At 64.8% G+C, this 18963-nt stretch carries 17 protein-coding genes; 3 read left to right on the top strand and 14 right to left on the bottom strand.

Features of this window, described 5'->3' with window-relative positions; genetic code table 11:
* Positions 1 to 236 precede the first annotated feature (236 nt).
* Complete coding sequence (locus tag ACFFNA_RS29080; protein WP_378923324.1) at positions 237 to 1565, top strand: dicarboxylate/amino acid:cation symporter; 1329 nt, start codon at positions 237 to 239, stop codon at positions 1563 to 1565.
* A gap of 75 nt (positions 1566 to 1640) precedes the next feature.
* Here ACFFNA_RS29080 and ACFFNA_RS29085 read toward each other — a convergent pair whose 3' ends face one another.
* From ACFFNA_RS29085 to ACFFNA_RS29130, 10 genes are read right to left on the bottom strand one after another with little or no spacing between them, the layout of a single operon-like run.
* Positions 1641 to 2741, bottom strand: a complete 1101-nt coding sequence (locus ACFFNA_RS29085; protein WP_378923325.1) for an ABC transporter ATP-binding protein — start codon at positions 2739 to 2741, stop codon at positions 1641 to 1643.
* Positions 2734 to 3756 carry an ROK family protein gene (locus ACFFNA_RS29090; RefSeq protein WP_111546992.1) on the bottom strand — a complete coding sequence of 341 codons (1023 nt, stop codon included), beginning with the start codon at positions 3754 to 3756 and terminating at the stop codon, positions 2734 to 2736. Before ACFFNA_RS29090 ends, ACFFNA_RS29085 begins: the two co-directional genes overlap by 8 nt.
* Positions 3753 to 4475 (bottom strand): ribulose-phosphate 3-epimerase, encoded by a 723-nt coding sequence (locus ACFFNA_RS29095; RefSeq protein ID WP_378923326.1) that lies wholly within the window; start codon positions 4473 to 4475, stop codon positions 3753 to 3755. The genes ACFFNA_RS29090 and ACFFNA_RS29095 overlap by 4 nt, the downstream gene beginning before the upstream one ends.
* Entirely contained in the window at positions 4472 to 5305 is an 834-nt protein-coding gene (locus tag ACFFNA_RS29100; protein ID WP_378923327.1) for an alpha/beta fold hydrolase, read from the bottom strand. Before ACFFNA_RS29100 ends, ACFFNA_RS29095 begins: the two co-directional genes overlap by 4 nt.
* Complete coding sequence (locus tag ACFFNA_RS29105) at positions 5305 to 6123, bottom strand: sugar phosphate isomerase/epimerase family protein (RefSeq protein ID WP_378923328.1); 819 nt, start codon at positions 6121 to 6123, stop codon at positions 5305 to 5307. The genes ACFFNA_RS29100 and ACFFNA_RS29105 overlap by 1 nt, the downstream gene beginning before the upstream one ends.
* The gene (locus ACFFNA_RS29110; RefSeq protein WP_111546996.1) at positions 6123 to 7199 is read right to left on the bottom strand and encodes a Gfo/Idh/MocA family protein; all 1077 of its coding nucleotides are present in this window, start codon (positions 7197 to 7199) and stop codon (positions 6123 to 6125) included. Before ACFFNA_RS29110 ends, ACFFNA_RS29105 begins: the two co-directional genes overlap by 1 nt.
* An 11-nt stretch (positions 7200 to 7210) precedes the next feature.
* Positions 7211 to 8032 carry a sugar phosphate isomerase/epimerase family protein gene (locus tag ACFFNA_RS29115; protein ID WP_378923329.1) on the bottom strand — a complete coding sequence of 274 codons (822 nt, stop codon included), beginning with the start codon at positions 8030 to 8032 and terminating at the stop codon, positions 7211 to 7213.
* 5 nt (positions 8033 to 8037) lie between these two features.
* Entirely contained in the window at positions 8038 to 8874 is an 837-nt protein-coding gene (locus ACFFNA_RS29120) for a carbohydrate ABC transporter permease (RefSeq protein ID WP_378923330.1), read from the bottom strand.
* Positions 8871 to 9803 carry a carbohydrate ABC transporter permease gene (locus ACFFNA_RS29125; protein WP_378923331.1) on the bottom strand — a complete coding sequence of 311 codons (933 nt, stop codon included), beginning with the start codon at positions 9801 to 9803 and terminating at the stop codon, positions 8871 to 8873. The genes ACFFNA_RS29120 and ACFFNA_RS29125 overlap by 4 nt, the downstream gene beginning before the upstream one ends.
* A gap of 4 nt (positions 9804 to 9807) precedes the next feature.
* On the bottom strand, positions 9808 to 11154 hold the full coding sequence (locus ACFFNA_RS29130) for an ABC transporter substrate-binding protein (RefSeq protein ID WP_378923332.1): 1347 nt from the start codon (positions 11152 to 11154) through the stop codon (positions 9808 to 9810).
* Between the two features lie 177 nt (positions 11155 to 11331).
* On the opposite strand from ACFFNA_RS29130, the gene ACFFNA_RS29135 reads away from it, so the two are divergent.
* Together ACFFNA_RS29135 and ACFFNA_RS29140 are read left to right on the top strand one after the other, a co-directional pair.
* Positions 11332 to 12468 (top strand): Gfo/Idh/MocA family protein, encoded by a 1137-nt coding sequence (locus ACFFNA_RS29135; protein WP_378923333.1) that lies wholly within the window; start codon positions 11332 to 11334, stop codon positions 12466 to 12468.
* Positions 12469 to 12478: 10 nt separating this feature from the next.
* On the top strand, positions 12479 to 13426 hold the full coding sequence (locus ACFFNA_RS29140) for an alpha/beta hydrolase (RefSeq protein WP_378923334.1): 948 nt from the start codon (positions 12479 to 12481) through the stop codon (positions 13424 to 13426).
* A gap of 10 nt (positions 13427 to 13436) precedes the next feature.
* On the opposite strand, the gene ACFFNA_RS29145 is transcribed toward ACFFNA_RS29140, so the two are convergent.
* The 4 genes from ACFFNA_RS29145 to ACFFNA_RS29160 form a co-directional block, all read right to left on the bottom strand.
* Positions 13437 to 14471, bottom strand: a complete 1035-nt coding sequence (locus tag ACFFNA_RS29145) for a LacI family DNA-binding transcriptional regulator (RefSeq protein WP_378923335.1) — start codon at positions 14469 to 14471, stop codon at positions 13437 to 13439.
* 189 nt (positions 14472 to 14660) lie between these two features.
* The gene (locus ACFFNA_RS29150; RefSeq protein WP_378923336.1) at positions 14661 to 16187 is read right to left on the bottom strand and encodes a zinc-binding dehydrogenase; all 1527 of its coding nucleotides are present in this window, start codon (positions 16185 to 16187) and stop codon (positions 14661 to 14663) included.
* 9 nt (positions 16188 to 16196) lie between these two features.
* A complete protein-coding gene (locus ACFFNA_RS29155; protein ID WP_111547002.1) occupies positions 16197 to 16634 on the bottom strand; it encodes an SRPBCC family protein in 438 nt (145 codons plus the stop codon).
* 72 nt (positions 16635 to 16706) lie between these two features.
* The gene (locus ACFFNA_RS29160; protein ID WP_378923337.1) at positions 16707 to 18893 is read right to left on the bottom strand and encodes a flotillin domain-containing protein; all 2187 of its coding nucleotides are present in this window, start codon (positions 18891 to 18893) and stop codon (positions 16707 to 16709) included.
* Positions 18894 to 18963 lie beyond the last annotated feature (70 nt).

The following is an 18963-nucleotide window of genomic DNA, read 5'->3' on the forward strand; positions in this document are numbered from 1 at the left end:
GGCCTTGCGGCCAGTGTAATGCGAAATTCCGCCCAGGCAAACGCTGCCTGTGCGGAAATCCGCACAGGCATTCGCCGCACGGCCTCGAACAAAGGCCGAAATGCTGGGATTCCGGCCTTTCCGCGATCTGGCACAGCGCTTGCAAAAGTCCTTGCAGCGGCGTGCGACCGGAGCGCCGCGATGGGAGAAGTCACGCAGGGCGGTGCATTTCCGTCCATCCGGCCAGGGAGAGTTCGATGCACATCGCAGGCCAATCAGGCGCGCTTGCCGCGCAGCGCAAGCCTTTCTATGCCCAACTCTACGTGCAGGTGCTCGTCGCGATCACCGTCGGCATCCTGCTCGGTCACTTCTATCCGTCGATCGGCGAGAGCATGAAGCCGCTCGGCGACGCCTTCATCAAGCTGGTCAAGATGATCATCGCCCCGGTCATCTTCCTGACCGTGGCGACCGGCATCGCCGGCATGAGCGACCTGCAGAAGGTCGGGCGTGTCGCCGGCAAGGCGATGCTCTACTTCCTCACCTTCTCGACGCTGGCGCTCATCATCGGCCTTGTCGTGGCCAATGTCGTGCAGCCGGGTGCGGGCTTCAACATCGACCCGGCGACGCTCGATGCCTCGACCGTCAACACCTACGCCGCCAAGGCGCATGACCAGTCGGTCACCGGCTTCCTGATGAACATCATCCCGTCGACGATCGTCGGCGCCTTCGCCGACGGTGACATCCTGCAGGTGCTGTTCTTCTCGGTGCTGTTCGGCATCGCGCTGGCGCTGGTCGGCGACAAGGGCACGCCGGTGCTCAACTTCCTGCAGGCGCTGACGGCGCCGGTCTTCAAGCTGGTCAGCGTGCTGATGAAGGCTGCCCCGATCGGTGCCTTCGGCGCCATGGCGTTCACCATCGGCAAATACGGCATCGGCGCCGTCATCAACCTCGCCATGCTGGTCGGCACCTTCTATGTGACGTCGCTGCTGTTCGTGTTCGTCGTGCTGGGTGCCGTCTGCCGCTACAATGGTTTCTCCATCCTGTCCTTGATCCGCTACATCAAGGAAGAGCTGCTGCTGGTGCTGGGAACCTCCTCGTCGGAAGCCGCCCTGCCCTCGCTGATGGAAAAGATGGAGAAGGCCGGCGCCAAGCGCTCGGTGGTCGGTCTGGTCATCCCGACCGGCTATTCCTTCAACCTCGACGGCACCAACATCTATATGACGCTGGCGGCGCTGTTCATCGCGCAGGCGACGAACATCCACCTGTCGATCGGTGACCAGATCCTGCTGCTGCTGGTTGCGATGCTTTCCTCGAAGGGCGCCGCCGGCATCACCGGAGCCGGGTTCATCACCCTTGCCGCCACGCTGTCGGTCGTTCCCTCGGTGCCGGTCGCCGGCATGGCGCTGATCCTCGGCGTCGACCGCTTCATGTCGGAGTGCCGGGCACTGACCAACTTCGTCGGCAACGCTGTCGCCACGCTGGTCGTCGCACGCTGGGAAGGCGAACTCGATGAAGCCAAGCTGGCCAGGGCACTGGCGGGCACCGCCGACGACAGCCTGCCGGCAGACGTCGTTCCCGCCGAGTAATCCGCGCGCGTCAATACCTAATCAACGGCCGGAGGCTCACAGCTTCCGGCCGTTGCCGTACACATCACAACGATGTCAGGCGGTGCCGGTTTTGCCCAGAGGTGCCAGTGCTTTGCCGTCGGCGGCGAAGAGATGGCAGCGGGAGGGGTCGGCCTGCATGGCGATGGGGCTGTGCAGCGGTGTCGTGTCGATGCCCTCGGTCTGCACGACCAGCCTTGTCTTCTCGCCGATCTCGGTATGCAGGATGGTCAGTCCGCCGAGCCGTTCGGCCAGCACCGCCTCGCCCTTGAACTGGCCCACATCTGCGATGCGGATATGCTCCGGTCGGATGCCGAGCAGCAACTCGCTGTTCGGCGCAAGCGGGCCCGCCTCGACCGGAACGACCAGGCTGGCCCCGCCCGGCAGGGCAACGGCAACGCCATCCGTGTTGGCGGAGAGAACCCGCACCGGCAGCATGTTCATCTTCGGCGAACCGATGAAGCCCGCGACGAAAACATTGGCTGGTCTCGCATAAAGGTCGAGCGGCGAGCCGACCTGCTCGATGTTGCCGCCATTGAGGACGACGATCTTGTCGGCCATGGTCATCGCCTCGGTCTGGTCGTGCGTGACATAGACGATGGTGGCGGCGAGCCGTTCGTGCAACTGCATCAGCTCCAGCCGCATGTTGACGCGCAGCGCAGCGTCGAGATTCGACAGCGGTTCGTCGAACAGGAACACCTTCGGCTGGCGCACGATCGCGCGGCCGATCGCGACGCGCTGGCGCTGGCCGCCGGAAAGCTCCTTCGGCCGCCGCTCGAGCAGATGCGACAGCTGCAGCACCTCGGCCGCCGCCTTGACCTTGGCGTCACGCTCGACGACCGGAAGCCCGGCGATCTTCAGGGCAAAACCCATATTTTCGGCGACCGTCATATGCGGATAGAGCGCATAGGACTGGAACACCATGGCGAGGCCGCGTTCGGAGGGATCGACCTCATTGATGCGCGCGCCATCAAGCATCAGCTCGCCGGCGGTGATCTTCTCGAGACCGGCGATCATGCGCAGCAGCGTCGACTTTCCGCAGCCCGACGGGCCGACGAAGACGACGAACTCGCGGTCGCCGACATCGAGGTCGACACCCTTGATCACCTCGGCATTGCCGTAGGATTTGCGCACGCCGCGCAGCTTGAGCTCAGCCATTGAAGTCCCTCCTCGCATCCGGATATGTGCTTGGACCGACAGGCATGCGTGCCGCCAACGTACCTCCGTCATCGAACAGGACAAGGCTGGCAGCACCAACGAGCCCGGCGTGGCGGCCAAGCTGGGCCTGAACGACCGGCACGTCGCGATAGGCACGCATGGCCCGCTGCCTGATGGTCGCCTCGATGGCAGGCGCCATGAGGTCGAGCCCATTGGCAATGCCGCCACCGACGACCAGCACATCGGGCGAATAGAGATGCAAAAGATTGGTGAAGCCGATGCCAAGCCAGCGGGCTTCCTCCTCGAGCAGGGCCAAGGCAAGCTCGTCTTGCAGCCGTGCCGCCTCGACCACGTGACGGCCGGTCACCTCACCGTTCGCAGAGAGGCGCCGCAGCGCCGAGCCATCCCAGGGCGCTGTCGCGGCATTGGCGCGGCGGCCGAGCGCGGTGCCCGAGGCGATGGCCTCGAAGCAGCCGACGACGCCGCACATGCAACGCTCGCCTTCATTGGTGATGGTCATATGGCCGATCTCGGCGGCGAGCCCACGGCGGCCATGGAGAATGCGTCCGTCGACGACGACACCGCCGCCGATGCCGGTGGAAACCGTGACGAAGACCAGCGAGCGGGCGCCATGACCGGCGCCGAAGCGCCATTCGCCGAGTGCCGCGGCATTGGCATCGTTTTCCAGCCGCACCGGCAGGCCGAGCCGCCGTTCGAGGATATCGGCAAGCGGCACGTCCAGCCAGCCGGCGAGTGTCGGCGGTCCGACGGCGATGCCGGCCAGCGGATCGAGCGGTCCCGGCGCGCCGACGCCGACGCCGACGATGGCGAGCGCCGGGGCCTCGGCATGGACGGTCGCGGCCAGCGCTTCGATCTGGCCGATCACCACGTCGGGGCCGGCCTGCGCCTGCGTCGGCACCGCGGCGAACGCCAGGATCTTGCCGTCGCGGTCGACCAGGGCGGCACGAAGCTCGGTGCCGCCAAGATCGATCGCGAGGGCGGCTTCGTTGTTCATGCCGCGACCTTCAAGCCGTGCAGCCAGCCAATGCGGCCGGCCAGATCCTTGTCGCCGAAGGCGAGCGAGCCGAGAACCACGGTTTCGGCGCCGGCGGCACGCAGCAACGGCACCGTCTCGTGGCGAATGCCGCCATCGGCGGCCAGAACCACGGCCGCCTCGCGGCCGGCCTCTCTCAGGATGGCGCGGGCAGCGCCCAGCCTGTCGCAGGCCTTGTCCGACAGGCTCTGGCCCTTGACGCCGATAGCCGTGCCAAGCAGCGTGACGAAAGCGACCTCCGGGACGAAAGGCGTCACCGTTTCGACCGGCGTCTCGAGCCTGAGCACGACGCCGGCTTCCGCGCCGAGTTCGCGCGCCAACCGAACGGCGCGCAATCCCGCCTCGCCGTTCTCGGCATGGACGCTGATCATGTCGGCGCCGGCCTCGATGAACTGGCGCGTCTGCGCCTCGACAACCGCCGCATCGACCATCAGATGGACGTGGATGGGTTTGGCCGTCAGCCTGGCGATGCGGGCGACGAGATCGGGAAAGAACAGGAAGGACGGGGCGAAATGACCGTCAGCCACATCGATGTGGTGAAGGTCGACATAGGGCTCGATGCGCTTCAGGTCGCTCTCGAAATTGACGAGGTCGGCGGACCACAGCGAGAATTCAGCGATCATGCGGTCGCGCGGCAGTGCGGCGATGGCGGCCGGGCCTGTGAGTGGTTTCGAGATCATGACTGGTCCTGGTTGTTGAAACGATCATCGAGGAAGCCCGCGATAGAAGCGCGGACCTCGGCGAAATGGCGATCCTTGTCGGTGGCCTTCGGCGTCACCTCGGCAAAGGCGGCGTTGGGGATGGCATCGGCGAGGAAGCGGGCGGTCGCCAGCGGATGGACGAGATCGATGCCGCTGCCGATGACCAGCGCGGGGACCTTGAGGCCGGCGGCCGCTGCCTGCGTGACGCCGGGCCCATCGTTTGCGATCGCCTGCATCACCTCGGCGAAGACAGCCGCATTGTCGCGCTCGAAGAAGCCGAGCAGGGAAGCGAGATTGTCCGGTGCTTCCTTGCGAAAGCGGGCGGCGGTGACGGAGGTTGCAAAGGCGTTGCGCGCGTCATCCAGCGGGCGATCGCGGATGAGCTCCGCCACCTCCGCGTAGGGGCGCATGTTTTGCGGCGCCGCATCGAAGGCCCAGGCAGGGCGCACCAGCACCAAACCCAGGACGCGGTCCGGGTAACGGCTTGCAAGCCGCAGCGCGATCGCCGCGCCCATCGAGATGCCGCCGGCGACGAAACGGTCGATGCCGGCCGCGTCGGCGGCGGCCAGCACATCATCGGCAAACATGGCGATCGAAAAGGGCCGCCCACGGCCGGCGCCGGAGCCACCCTGTGCGCGACACTCGACGGTCAGTCGGCGGTATGACGGGCTGTCGGAAAAGTTCTGCGCCACCTGCGCTGCATCGCCGCCGAGACCGTGCTGGAAAACGACCGGAAGCCTGCCCTGCCCCGTGTCGAAGACACGAAGTGCTGCATCGTCGCGAAGCATGACCGTCGGCGCGGCGTCCATCAGAGGAACCTCCGCAGGAAGGCGGCGACGCCGGGGGCTTCGTCGGCGGACAGCCCGTGAGTAACGAGCGCCCCGTCGAAGCCCACTGCCTTCAGCCGCGCGGCTAAATCCGGGAAGTCGACAATGCCTTGCCCGGCGGTGGCGAAGCGGCCGTCACCATAGCGGTCCTTGGCGTGCGCCATTGCGATGTGGGCGGCAGCCTCGTCGATCGCGGCGGCGACAATGGCGCGCGTCTCGTCAGGCGTCGCGTGCTCGAACAGGTTTGCCGGATCAAGCACGATCTTCAGATGCCGCGACCCCATCTCGGCGATCAGCCGGGTGGCATCCTTGGCCGAGGTGACGATGTTGGCCTGCTCGGGCTCGATGCCGAGATCGACGCCTGCCTGTTCGGCCAGCACCAGCGCCTTCGCCATCTCGGCGGCCATGTCGGACCAGGCGACCGGATCGGCATTGTCGGGATGGTACGCCCATTGATCGGCGGCGTTGCGCGAGCCGGTGCAGAGTGTGACCAGGGGAATGTCCAGGACAGCCGCCGCCTCGATGACGATGGCCAGGCGCCTGAGGCCGTCGTCGCGGACGGCCTTGTCGGGATGCGCCATGTTGTAGGTGCCAGAAAGTGCTGCGAGCGAAACACCAGTCGACTGCGCGGCGGCGCGGATCGCCGCGACGGCTTCCGCCGGCACGGCATCGGGCATCGACGGCAGGCCGGCGCAGGCAAGATTGAACTGCGTGGTCTCATAGCCAGCCTGCCGCACGGCGGCCAGCACGGCGGCCGGCTCGGCGCCGGGAAAGGTCTTGGCGAAAATGCCGAGACGCATCAGACCGCCCCCGAAACCGAGGCGAGTTCGACCCGCTCGCCGGTCTCCACCGAGCGCGCAATGGCGACCATGGCGCGGATCGACGCGATGCCGTCCTCGACATTGGCGCCGCGCATCGGCGCGCCTTCAAGCACCGTTTCGGCAAGACCTTCGAGCTGGCGGCGGAAGAAATGGCCGTCAGCGCCGAGCGGCTTATGGGCCGTGGCGGTCTTCTCGTGAAAGATCTCGACCTCGCTGGCGCGGAAGTACCAAGGGTTGAAAGTCTTGGCGATGACAGAGCCGTTCTCGCCATAGAGCTGGAAACCTTCGTGCCAGTCCATCCGCACGGCAACGGTGAGATCGAGATGGCCGAGCGCGCCGCTGGCGAACTCGGTCTCGACGAACCAGCAATAGGCGCCGAAACGCTCGTTGAGGCGGGCGCGCACGGCGACGATCTCGCCGCACAGGAAACGCGCCGTGTCGACGAGATGCGAGCCATGCGCGAGCATGAAATACTGCCGCAGGTCGGCCTTCGGATTTCCGGCCGGCTTCCTCGCCAGTTTGCTGGTGACGGGCAGCGGCTGGATGGCATCGGTGTTGGTATAGCGATGGGTGGAATCGCAGTACCACGCCTTCAGTGCCAGCACGTCGCCGATCTCGTCGCGGACGAAGTCGCGCGCCGCCTCCAGCGCCGGGTCGAAGCGCTTCATGTGGCCTACCTGCAGGACCTTGCCCGAGCGCCTGACCGCCTCCGCCAGCGCCTCCCCTTCTTCCACTGAAGTGCCGATCGGCTTTTCGCACAGTACATGCTTGCCGGCATCGAGCGCCTTGATCGACATCGGCACATGATAGGCGTCCGAGGTGGCGACGATCACTGCCTCCAATTCGGGATCGGCGAGCATCGCGTCATAGTCGGCATACATCTTCCGCGGCTCGTAGGTGGCACCCATGCGGGCGAGCAGGTCGGGTGCCGCGTCGCAGATGGCGTAGAGGTCCGCGTTGCCCGCCTTGACGCAGGATTGCAGATGCGCGAACTGCGCGATGGGGCCGCAGCCGAGCACGCCGACCCTGAGGCGTCTGTCCTGTTTCTTGATCATCGTCTCGTTCTTCAGGCGCCGTAGCTGCGCATTGTCTGGCGGTTGGTCTTGACCGCGCCGGCGGGGTCGGCGGCAGCCGTGTCGGATTCCTCTTCGAGCACCAGCCAGCCGGTGAAGTGCGGCGCGGTGCCGGCGATCTCGATGACCGCGGGGGTATCGCAGACGCCCTTGCCAAGCATGGCCCAGGTGCCTTTGGCGTCGACGTCCTTGAGATGGATGTAACGGATGCGGTCGCGGTGTGTGCGCAGCGTGTCGAGCATGTCCTTGTGGCCGCGCAAGATATGGCCGGTATCCGGCACCCAGCCGACCAGGTCGGGGTCGAGCAAGGCAAAGATCGTGTCGTAATCGGCGCGGTCGAACAGCAGCGTGTTGTGGTGCGAGCTCGGATGCACCGCGACATCCACACCGGCCTTGCGGCCGATCTCGGCGGCGCGATTGTAGAATTCGGCTGATATGGCGAACTTGTCTTGGCGCGGACCATCGGAGACGACCGTCGCCGAACCAATCGACACCAGCGCGCCGGGAAAGTTCGCGGCAAAGCCGACCCAGCGCCGGGCGGCTTCGAGGTCACTTTCCAGCGCCTCTTTCAGCGTGAAACCGCTCTTCGAGCCAAAGGCAAAGGAGACGAGGGCGAGGCCTCGGGCGTCGAGCGCGGTAGCGAACTCGGCCGGCCTGTCGGCATAATGGCCGATCATGGTGTCGGTGATCTCGACGCCGGCATAACCGCCATCGTCTATCGCGTTCAACAGATCGTCGGGGCCCCCGGTCCAGGCCTTGCCCAGCATCTCCCAGGTGAAGGTCTGGCAGCCGACCTTGAGCTTCGTCTTCGTCATGTTGTTCATTCCTTGACGCCGCCCTGAGTCAGTCCTTCGATGATGTGGCGCTGGAAGAACAGCACCAGGAGGATCAAGGGCACGGTCACCACGGCGGAGGCCGCGGCAATATCGCCCCAGGGGACGTAATAGAGGTTGGTGAAGTTGGCGATGCCGACCGGTATCGTCTGCCGGTCGATGTTGGAGGTGAAGGCGAGCGCGAACAGGAATTCGTTCCACGCGGTGATGAAGGCGAGCAGGCCGGTGGTCACCAGGCTCGGCAGCGACATCGGCAGGATGATGCGCCAGAGCAGGCCGGGCACGCTGACGCCATCCATGCGCGCCGCCTCGTCGATCTCGCGCGGCAGCGTCTCGAAATAGCCGAACAGCACCCAAGTGACGAGCGGCAGGCCGAGCGCCAGGTAAGTAATGATCAACGCCGTGTAGGTGTCGAGCAGGCCGAGATTGGTGGCCACCAGATAGAGCGGCCCGACCAGCGCGATCTGCGGAAACATCGACACCGAAAGGATGACCATCAGAATGCCGAAGCGGCCCTTGATGTTCAGCCGCGACAGCGCGAACGCGGCCAGCGAGCCGACGAACAGGCACAGGAAGGTTGTCGCCAGCGAGACCACCAGCGAGTTCCAGACATAGCGGTGAAGCTGTTTCTCGACGAAGGCGTTGTAGTAATGCTCCAGCGTGAAGGGATGCGGGATCAGCGACGGCGAGCCTGACGTCAGCGCCTTGTCGAGCTGGAACGAGGTCGAGAACTGCCAGATGAACGGACCACCCGACCAGACGAGGATCAGCAAGGCGCCGAGATAGATGGCGACTGTCTGCAGCGGCGAGCGCGTATCGTTCATTGCGCTCTCCTGATCTGCCGGATGAGATACAGGCAGAACACCAGCGCGATGATGCCCTCGGTGACAAACATCGCCGTCGAGACGGCCGAACCGTAGCCGAACTGCAGCGTCGAGAAGAGCACCTTGTAGGACAGCGTCGACAGCGTCTCGGTCGAATCGGCCGGGCCGCCGCCGGTCAGCACGTAGACGAGATCGAAGACGCGGAAGGCATCGAGCGCGCGGAACAGGCCGGCGATCAGCAAAGTCGGCATCAGGAGCGGCAGGCGGATATACCAGAAGGTGATCCAGCCCTTGGCGCCATCCATGCGCGCCGCCTCGATCAGCGAATTGGGCACGGTCTGCAACCCGGTCAGAAGCAGCAGCGCCATGAACGGCGTCGTCTTCCAGACATCGGCGATGATGATGGTGATCATCGCCGTGTCGGTGGAGCCGTACCAGTTGATGTTCTGGTCGATCAGCCCTGCATGCAGGAGGATGTAGTTGACGATGCCGTTCTGGCCATCGAACAGCCAGCCGAACATCTTGGAGGTGACGACGGTCGGCATCGCCCACGGCACCAGCATGGCCGCGCGGACGAGCCCCCGCCCTTTGAAGGCTTCGCACAGGATGAGCGCCATGCCGAGCCCGATCACCGTCTCCAGCACCGTCGAGGCGGCGGTGAACCACATCGTGTGCCACCACGCATTCCAGAACTGCGGGTCGCCCCACAGCTCCACATAGTTGTAGAAGCCGGTGAATTCCTGCTCCTGCGTGATCAACGAGGTGTTGGTGAGCGAGAGGTAGAGCCCGTTGACGATCGGGTAGAAGGAAACCGACGCCAGCGACACGAAGGCCGGCGTCAGCAGAAGCAAGGCCCACATGGCGCCCGGAAGCGCCTTGCCGAGGCGCCGCGGCCGGCCGATGCCAGGAATAGTGGCCGCCGCGGACATTCAATCAGCCTACGATCTTGTCGATTTGCGCCGCCGTCGCGTCCATCTCGGCCTGGATGTTGCCAGAGACCAGTGCCTTGGAGATGCCGGACTGCAAGGCCAGCGTCACTTTCGCGTATTCGGGCGTGATCGGCCGCGCCGTGGCGCCGGTGAAGACTTTCTCGAGGCTGGCCATGAACGGCTGTTCCTTCTTGATCTGTGCGTCCTGGAACAGCGCCGGCCGCGTCGGTGCGAGGCCGAAGTTCAGCGCGATGCGGTGCTGGGTCTCGGTCGACGACAGCCAGGTCAAGAGTTCGATCGCGGCTTCGCGCTGCTTCGAATTGGCATTGACGCCGAGCTGGTAACCGCCGAGGCAGGCCGAGCTCTTGCCGCCGGGGAACGACGGCAGCGGCGCGACGCCGACCTTGTCGACCACCTGGGATGCCTTGGCGTCCTGGGCGATCGGATAGACATAGGACCAGTTGCGCATGAACATCGCCTTGCCCGAGGTAAAGGGCTGGCGCGACGGTTCCTCGTCCCAGGACAGCACGTCCTGCGGGCTGACCTTGTTGGTGGCGATTGTGTCGTGCAGGAACTGGATCGCCTCCACCGCGCCTTTCTGGTTGATCAGCGACGACTTGCCGTCGGGCGCCAGGATGGCGCCGTTGTTGGAGGTGATGATCTCGACCGCGTCGCAGACCAGAACCTCGGCCTGCTTGCCTTGCCAGAGATAGCCGAAATCGATGTCGCCGGCCTTCTGTGCGGCGGCGGCAATGGTCGCCATGTCGGTCCAGGTTTCCGGCACCTTGCCGCCATGCTTTTCCAGCACGTCCTTGCGGTAATAGAACATGCCCGAATCCATGAACCAGGGAAGGGCGGTGAGCTTGCCGCCATAGGTACAGGCATTGAGGGTTCCGGTGAAGTATCCGCTGCGCTTGTCGGCCGGGAAATACTCGTCCAGCGGCAGCGCCCACCCGGCGGCCGCAAAGCCGGCGATCCAGATCACGTCCTGGCTGAAGACGTCAGGCGTGCCGGTGCGGCGTGCGAGCTGCTGGACGAGGCCCTGGTAGACCTCGGTGGAGGAGCTCGGCGGCGGCAGTTCGATGTTCTTGACCAGGATGCGGTCCTGCGATTCGTTGAAGGCCTTGATCAGGTCGCCGAAGGTCTCCTTGCCGAAGAAGGCGGCGCTGGCAAACGAGATTTCGGCCCGGCTCTGGGCGCGAGCCCGGCCAATGCCGAGCGACGTCCCTGCCCCGAACGCCGCCGCGCCGAGAAGGCCGGCGGAACCGATGAGAAATTGCCGGCGATCGGCAATGGTGACATGCCCAATCGACTTGGAGCCGCTGCGCGGCCCCTTCCTTGACTCGTCCATGTGTAGTCCTCCCAGAGTTGACGGCAGCCACTCCCGCCCGTCCAACTTCGCACATGATTTATAAAAAATTGTCGCGCGTCAAGATTTAAACTGCATAATGATGCATCAATGTGCCCACTACGTGGACGAAGAATCGCCGATCCGCCATGGAATGACGGACGGCAGCCGACTGGAGGAATGATGGAAAAGCTTGGTGTAGGGGTCATAGGTTGCGGCAACATCGCCATGACCTATATGCGCAACGCAGCACTTTTTGCCGGCGTGGAGTTGAAGGCCTGCGCCGACATCTCGCCGGACGCCGCCGCCCTGCGAGCCCGCGAATACGGCATCAGGGCAATGGGCGTCGATGCCTTGCTTGCCGATCCCGAAATCGGCCTCGTTCTCAACCTCACCATTCCCGCCGTGCATTTCGACGTCACCATGTCGGCGCTTTCGGCCGGCAAGCACGTCTTCACCGAAAAGCCGCTCGCCACCTCGGCCGCCGACGGGCAGCTTCTGGTCAGCGAGGCGAAGTCGCGCGGCCTGCGGCTCGGCTCGGCGCCCGACACCTTCCTCGGTGCCGCTGGACGCCGGGCGCGCCGGCTGATGGACGCCGGCGCCATCGGCCGTCCGGTCACCGGCACGGCCTTCATGATGGGCCGCGGCATGGAGCACTGGCACCCCAACCCGCAATTCTACTACCAGCCCGGCGGCGGGCCGGTGTTCGACATGGGGCCCTACTATCTGACCATGCTGGTCAACCTGCTCGGACCGGTCGAACGTGTCATGGCTATGGCGACACGCGGCCAGGAGGAAAGGCTGATCACCGCCGATGGACCGTTCAAGAACACCACATTCAAGGTCGGCACGCCGACCAACGTGCTGTCGCTGCTTGAATTCCGCTCGGGCGCGACGGTCACCTTCGGCGCCTCGTGGGACGTCTTTCGCCACTCAAACCACCCGATCGAGCTGCATGGCACGGAAGGCTCGCTGCGCCTGCCCGACCCCGACACGTTCGGCGGCACCGTGTCGCTGTCCGAACGCGGCGCCGACTGGAAGGATTTCGCCAGCGAAGGCGATCTCTACGGCGCCCGCAATTGGCCCTATGCGGCGCCCGACCGCGCCAATTACCGCATGCTCGGCGTCGCCGATCTGGTGCGCTCGCTTCAAACCGGCAACACGCCACGCGCCTCCGGCAATCTCGCGCTGCATGTGCTGGAAATCATGGAGGCTGTCCTGCGTTCCGGCGAGAGCCAGGGCTCGGTGATGGTCGCGGGGGATGTCACCCAACCGGCCCTGCTGACAGAGGAAGAGGCGAGCGACCTGCTTGCCTGAGGATATGACGATGACGCTTGACCAGGATGCGCTGCGCGTCCTTGAAATCGGCCGTGCGGCTGGCGGCGAGCCGTTCGAGACCGGCAGCGTGGCGGCGGCGCGGGCCGCCTACAACGCTTCGTTCCCGACGCAACAGGGCGAGCACGAACCGGTCGCAACGACTTCGGAACAGCGGATAGACGGGCCGAACGGGCCTATTGCGATCCGCATCTATCGCGGCATCAGTGCGCGGCAAAGCGGGGCGCCGGCGCTGCTCTATCTGCATGGCGGTGGCTGGGTCATCGGCAATCTCGATTCGCATGACGAGATCTGCCGCTGGCTGGCCAATCTCGGCAACGCCGTCATTATCTGTCCCGACTATCGCCTGGCACCGGAACACAAATTTCCCGCCGGGCTGGAGGATTGTCTGGCGACGCTCCGCTTCATGGCAGAGAATGCCGACGAGATCGGCATCGCTCGTACCCGCACCGGCGTTGCCGGCGACAGCGCCGGCGGCAATCTCGCCGCCGTACTGGCGCTGCTTTCCCGCAACGGGCTTGCGCCCTCGCTTGCCGCCCAGATCCTGATCTATCCCAACACCGATGCTCGGCAGACGGCCGACAGTTACCGGCGTTTCGGCGACGGTTTCGGGCTTACGGCAACCACCATGGCATGGTTCCGCGACCACTATGTGCGAACGCCTGATGACATCGTGGACTGGCGCGTCTCACCGTTGCTGGCGCCCGATCTCGCCGGCGTCGCGCCGGCTTTCGTGGCCCTTGCCGGCTGCGACATCCTTGCCGACGAAGGGGCAGCTTATGCCGAGCGCCTGCAAGCCGCAGGCGTGCCACTGGTCCTGCGGCAATGGGCGGGCCAGATCCATGGCTTCGTCTCGATGGGACGCCATATCCCCGCCGCGCGGCAAGCGGTGGCCGAGGCGGTGGGGATATGGCGCCAATTCGAGAAGAAGGATCGCTGACGGTGGCTGCTCAAGCCGACTGACGCATCACCAGGGTCGCGCCAAGCTTGACCGTGCGTGCCAAGTCCTGCTTTGGCGGGTCAGCCTCGTCCAGCAAGGCCAGCAGGATCTCGACGCTGCGGCCGGCCATGGCGGCGAAATCCTGCGCCATGGTGGTCAGTGCCGGACAGGTGTAGCGGCTCAACGGATGATCGTCATGCGCGGCAACGCGCAGATCGCTGTCGGGCCTGCGGCCGATCTTCAGTCCGCGCGAGAACGCAGCCGCCATCACGCCAAAGGCGAGACGATCATTGGCACACAGGATCGTGCGGCCGGGCAGACCGCCAACATCGAGCGTCCTTTCCATCCATTCGTGGCCGATGCGCTCGAAGTCCCAAGTATAGTCGCGCGCCGCGTCGATGACGACGGGTTCCAAACCGGCTACTTGCATCGTCGCGATGTAGCTTTGCAGCCGTTCACCCGAATTGTGGTTGACATGCGGAATGTCGACATAGACAGGCGGTTCTCCGGAGCGGTTGAGATAGTCGACCATGGTCGACGTGCTCTGGTGGTTGTCGTTGCCAACGAAAGGCGTGTCGCCCTCGATATAGGTGTCGAAATAGACGATCGGAATATCCTGTCCGAGCTTGTCGAAAACGCCGCGATCGGAGGCCAGGCCGAGCGGCGCGATGATCGCGCCGGCGACCTTCAGTGACAGCAGCGTCCTGACCGACTCCGCTTCCAGCTTCGGCGAGCCATGCGAGGAGATGACGATCGGCCAATAGCCCTCGTCGCGGCAGCGAAATTCGATGCGGCTGACCATCTCGGCATAGAATGGATCGGTGATCGTCGGCACGACGATGCCGATGTTGCGGGTGCGCTTGCGATTGAGATTGCGGGCGAACAGGTTCGGTTGGTAGTCCGAGGAACGCAACGCGGCTTCGATGCGCGCCCGCGTCGCCGGCTTCACGCTCGCCGGATCGTCAAAATATTTCGACAGCGTCGGCCGTGACACGCCACATGCCCGGGCGAAATCATCCATCGTGCGGTGCGTCTTCTCCGCCATCGATCTATCAGGTCCTCTTGCCGCGTCGCCAACCGAAACGATCCGGCCGTCACCAGTCATGCGGCCGTTGTCCGGAAGCGGCAATGCTTGGCCGAACTTATTCAGTCAATTTTCACAGTTTCCAATACAACGCAAAAACATTACGTGCGTCAAATTCTTTATTGGCGCCCTGAAATTGACGGCCCTCGATTAAGGCTGGGGCAGCAGGACCAAGGCTCCCGTCGTGCGGCGGGATTCCAGATCGCGGTGAGCGACAGCGGCGTTGACAAGGTCGTAACGCGTCGGCGCCTCGACCCTGACGACGCCTTGGCGAAGCGCTTGGAAAAACCTGGCGACGTGTGGAGCGAGCTTTTCCGGCGTGTCGGTGTAATGGGCGTAGTTGGGCCGCGAGAGGGTCAGTGACTTGGTGGCGAAGCGACCGATGTCCCAATTGCCGACCGGCCCCGAGGCCTGGCCGAAACTGACGAGGTGGCCGCGCACGGCAAGGGCAGCAATCGAACCGCCGAAGGTGTCGTTGCCGACCGCATCATAGGCGATATCGGCGCCCGCGCCATTGGTCAGCCGCATGACGGCCTCGGCGAAATTCTCGCGAGAATAGACAATCACATGGTGTGCGCCGAGGCGTTCGACGATGCGCGCCTTGTCATCGCTCGACACCGTAGCAATCACCGTCGCGCCGAGATGACGGGCCCACTGCACCAGCAACTGGCCGATACCGCCGGCCGCCGCATGAATGAGAACGATGGCGCCGCGCTTCACGACATGGACATCGTGCAGCAGAAAACTGGCGGAAATCCCTTTGAGCAGGCCGGCGGCGGCGATCTCGTCCGAAATATCGTCGGAGAGATGGATCAGCAATTCGGGCGTCATGTTGCGCCGCTCGCAGTAGGCGCCGACCGGCGGACAGGCATAGGCGACACGGTCGCCGACGGCGAAACCCGACACCGCCGAACCAACGGCTTCAATGACGCCGGCGGCCTCCATGCCCGGCACACCAGGCGGCTGCAAGAGGTCGAAAAAACCGGTGCGGCAATAGACGTCGATGAAATTGACGCCGATCACCGTGTGGCGGATCCGGACCTCGGTCGGCGCTGGCGGCGGCAGTCCGATTTCCTTAAGGAGCAACTCCTCCGGCCCGCCATAGCGCTCGATGACGATAGCCCTGGTTGTCGCGCCCTGCCCTGGGGCGAGTGTTGATACGGCACGCGGCAGGCTTGCGGAAGGCACCGGGGCGGCAACGGCCCGAGGTGATCTCGCATCGACCGGCGAGCCGACACTTCCGCGCCGCAGGAGATCGCGCACGGCCGCGAAGCCGGCCTGATAGATGCCTTCGGTGACCAGTTTGACCAGTTCGTCGCGGCGATGCGCCGGCGGGTTGAACTCGGAACGCCATTCCCAGAAGGTGGCGTTGCCGTCGGTCACCGGCTTCAGCCGCACCGAGGCGACATAGCCCATCAACGGCAGCGGCGCCTCGAGCAGGCAATAGCTCAGCCTTCGGTCCTTGTCGGACAGCGCCAGCAATTGTTCGCGCAACTCGCCGCCGTCGGCGAGCCGGAAGTGTCGCACCGAGCCGACCGCATCGACCGGCTCACCGCCCTCAATCTCGCTGAAGGAAATTGCCGGGTGCCAACGGTCATGGCCGTTGAAATCACGCAGGATCGCCCAGACCTCGTCGATCGGTGCGTCGATGATCGTGCTCTGGCAAACCCTGACCATCGGCTGATGTCAGCGCCCGAACCGGTGTTTCAACGCGGTCAAGGCGGTCTGGAACACGCCGGTGCCGATCTGGTGCATCAAGGCTGCCTCGCGATCGGGCGCACAGTCGAACTCCGCTTGCCATTCGGCGAGTGTCAGATTGCCGTCGGTGATCGGCGTCAGCGACAGGGTGGCGACATAATTCTCCACCGCCATCGGGCTTTCCAGGATCGCGTAGCTGCAGGACAGATCATAGTCGGACAGCGCCAGCAGCCTTTCACGAATGCGCCCGCCATCCCTGAGCGTGAAACTCCTGATGCAGCCGATCTGGTCGGCTTGCGCATTCTGTTCGATGCGGCTTTCGGCAACGAACGGTGCCCAGCCCGGCAATCCATTGAAATTGCGCACGACCTTCCAGACTTCCGCCGCCGGAGCGGGGATGACCGAGGAGACATAGACCTTGGTCATTTTGGGCGACCACCCGCATCACGGAGAACCTGCCGTCTGGCGCAACGCATCTGCAACCGCACGATCGTCTCGTCAGTGATCGCGATCGTCATCGTCGTCCTTGGCGGCCTTGCCCTTGCCCTTCTTGTCGCGGGTCAGGCTCGCAATGTCCTTGGCGTCGCGCAGCACGTCGGTCATGCGGCCGAGCGAGCCGCCCTCGATGCCGATCTCCTTCATCAGATTGTCGATCATCGGCGCCTGCACCCGGTAGCGCAGCGCCGAGTCGATGACTTCGTCGGTGACGTTGCGGCTGCCGCCGGTGCCGCCGTTGATGCCGTCGACATGCAGGATCTTGATGCCTTCGATCTTCTCCATCGGCTTGACGCTTTCGCGAATGATGCCTTCCATGTGATCCAGCAGCTTGCCGCGCAGGCGCCCTGCCCGCGCGCCCTCGGAAAGGATGTTCTCGGCCTCGTTGAGCTGGCGATGGCCGGCGGCGTCGACCTCATAGCGCTGAGCCGCGGCAAGGGCGTGGATCTTCTCCGACTCGGCCGAGGCGACGGCTGCAATCTTCTGCGCTTCGGCGAGGCTCTTTGCCGCCTTCATCTCGGCATCCGCCGCGGAGACTATGCGCAAGGCGTCACGCTCGGCTTCGCGTTGCGCGCCGATCAGGTCGGTCAGCTTGCGGCGCTCGGCAATCTCGCGTTCGCGGGCGGTGAACGCCTGTTCCTCGGCCTGGATGGCCTTGGCGCGAACCGCTTCCGAGGCCGCGATCGCCGAGGAGCGTTCCTGCGTCTTCTTGGCGATGTCGATCGCCTTCTGGATCTCGGCGATCTCGATCTTCTGGTCGCGGTCCACACCAAGCTGCCTGATGTCGCGATCCTTGATCAGGCGCGCTTCCTCGATGCCGCGTTCGGTGGTGATGCGGGCGCGCTCGACCTCTTCGCCGGCCGAAATCTCGGCTTCCTCGAAGGCCTGGCGCTTGGCGATCTGCAGCGCTTCGAGGTGACGCTCCCGTTCAATCCTGACCTCGTCGACGACACGTTCCTGCGCGATCCGCGCCGTCTCGGTCGCCTGGTTCTCGACGATCTCGGCGCGGCGCTTTTCCGCTTCTGCCCTGGTCACCTCAAGCGCCTTTTCGGCGAGCGCGATCTGGCGCTCCAGCTCGGCGACCTCGAGCCGCTTCCTGCGCTCGATCTCGAGCTGGCTCTGCGTGCCCTGGCGCTCGATGCGCGCCTTTTCCAGCGACAGTTCGAGCGCGATCTGCTCGCGCTCGGTCAGCTCGCGCATCTTCATCTCGGTCTCATCGAGCGAACGGCGGCGAGCGATCTCGCGGCGCTGCGTGTCCTCCTCGCTCTTGATGCGCTCCTCGGTGATGTTGCGCTCCTGGTTTAGGCGCGACTTCTCGACGGCTTCGCGCGACGAAAGCTGCGCCTGTTCGGATTCCTGGTCGCGCAGCGCGCGGTCGATGGCGAGTTCGGAACGCTGCGCGGCACGGCGGATCTCGACCTCACGCTCCTGTTCGAGGCGGGCATATTCGCTGTCGCGATCGATCTCCAGCACCTTGCGCTGGGTGTCGAGATTCTGGTTGCGGATGTCGACCAGCGTGCGCTGCTCGATCTCGTTGCGCATCCGGCGCCGGGTCTCGATCGATTCCGTCAGCTGCGTCAGGCCTTCGGCATCGAAAGCGTTGGACGGATCGAAATATTCGAGGCTGGTCTGGTCGAGATCGACGATGGCGACGCTCTCCAGCTCAAGCCCGTTGGCGGCGAGCGATTCCGAGGCGAGGCTGCGCACCCTGGCGGCGTAGTCGCCGCGCAATTCGTGCATCTCTTCCAGCGTCATCTGCGCGGCGACAGTGCGCAGGGCGCCGGCGAATTTGCCCTCCAGCAATTCGCGCAGGCTGTCGGGCTGCAGCGTGCGACGGCCAAGCGTCTGCGCGGCGGCGGCGACCAGCTCGCGGCTGGCGCCGACGCGGACGAAGAATTCCGCGATCAGATCGACGCGCATGCGGTTTTTGGTGATCAGCGCAACGCCATCCTCGCGGCGCACTTCGATGCGCAGCACATTCATGTTGACCGGGGTAATCTCGTGCAGCACCGGAATGACGAAGGCGCCGCCATTCACCACCACCTTCTCGCCCATGAAGCCGGTGCGCACGAACGCCGTCTCCTTGGTCGAGCGGCGATAGAGCCACCGCAAGATGTAGACGGCGATCACCACGACGACCGCGGCAATGATCAGCCACAGCAGGAAAGCGCCAAAGGTTTGCGCGTCCATGATCTATCCTCCCCAAGACAATACGGTCGGCACGGGGCGACCGGCAGTGTTTTCAAACATCCACCCGCAC

Origin of the sequence: Mesorhizobium kowhaii (genome assembly GCF_042431665.1) — a bacterium.
Taxonomy (GTDB): Bacteria; Pseudomonadota; Alphaproteobacteria; order Rhizobiales; family Rhizobiaceae; genus Mesorhizobium; species Mesorhizobium kowhaii.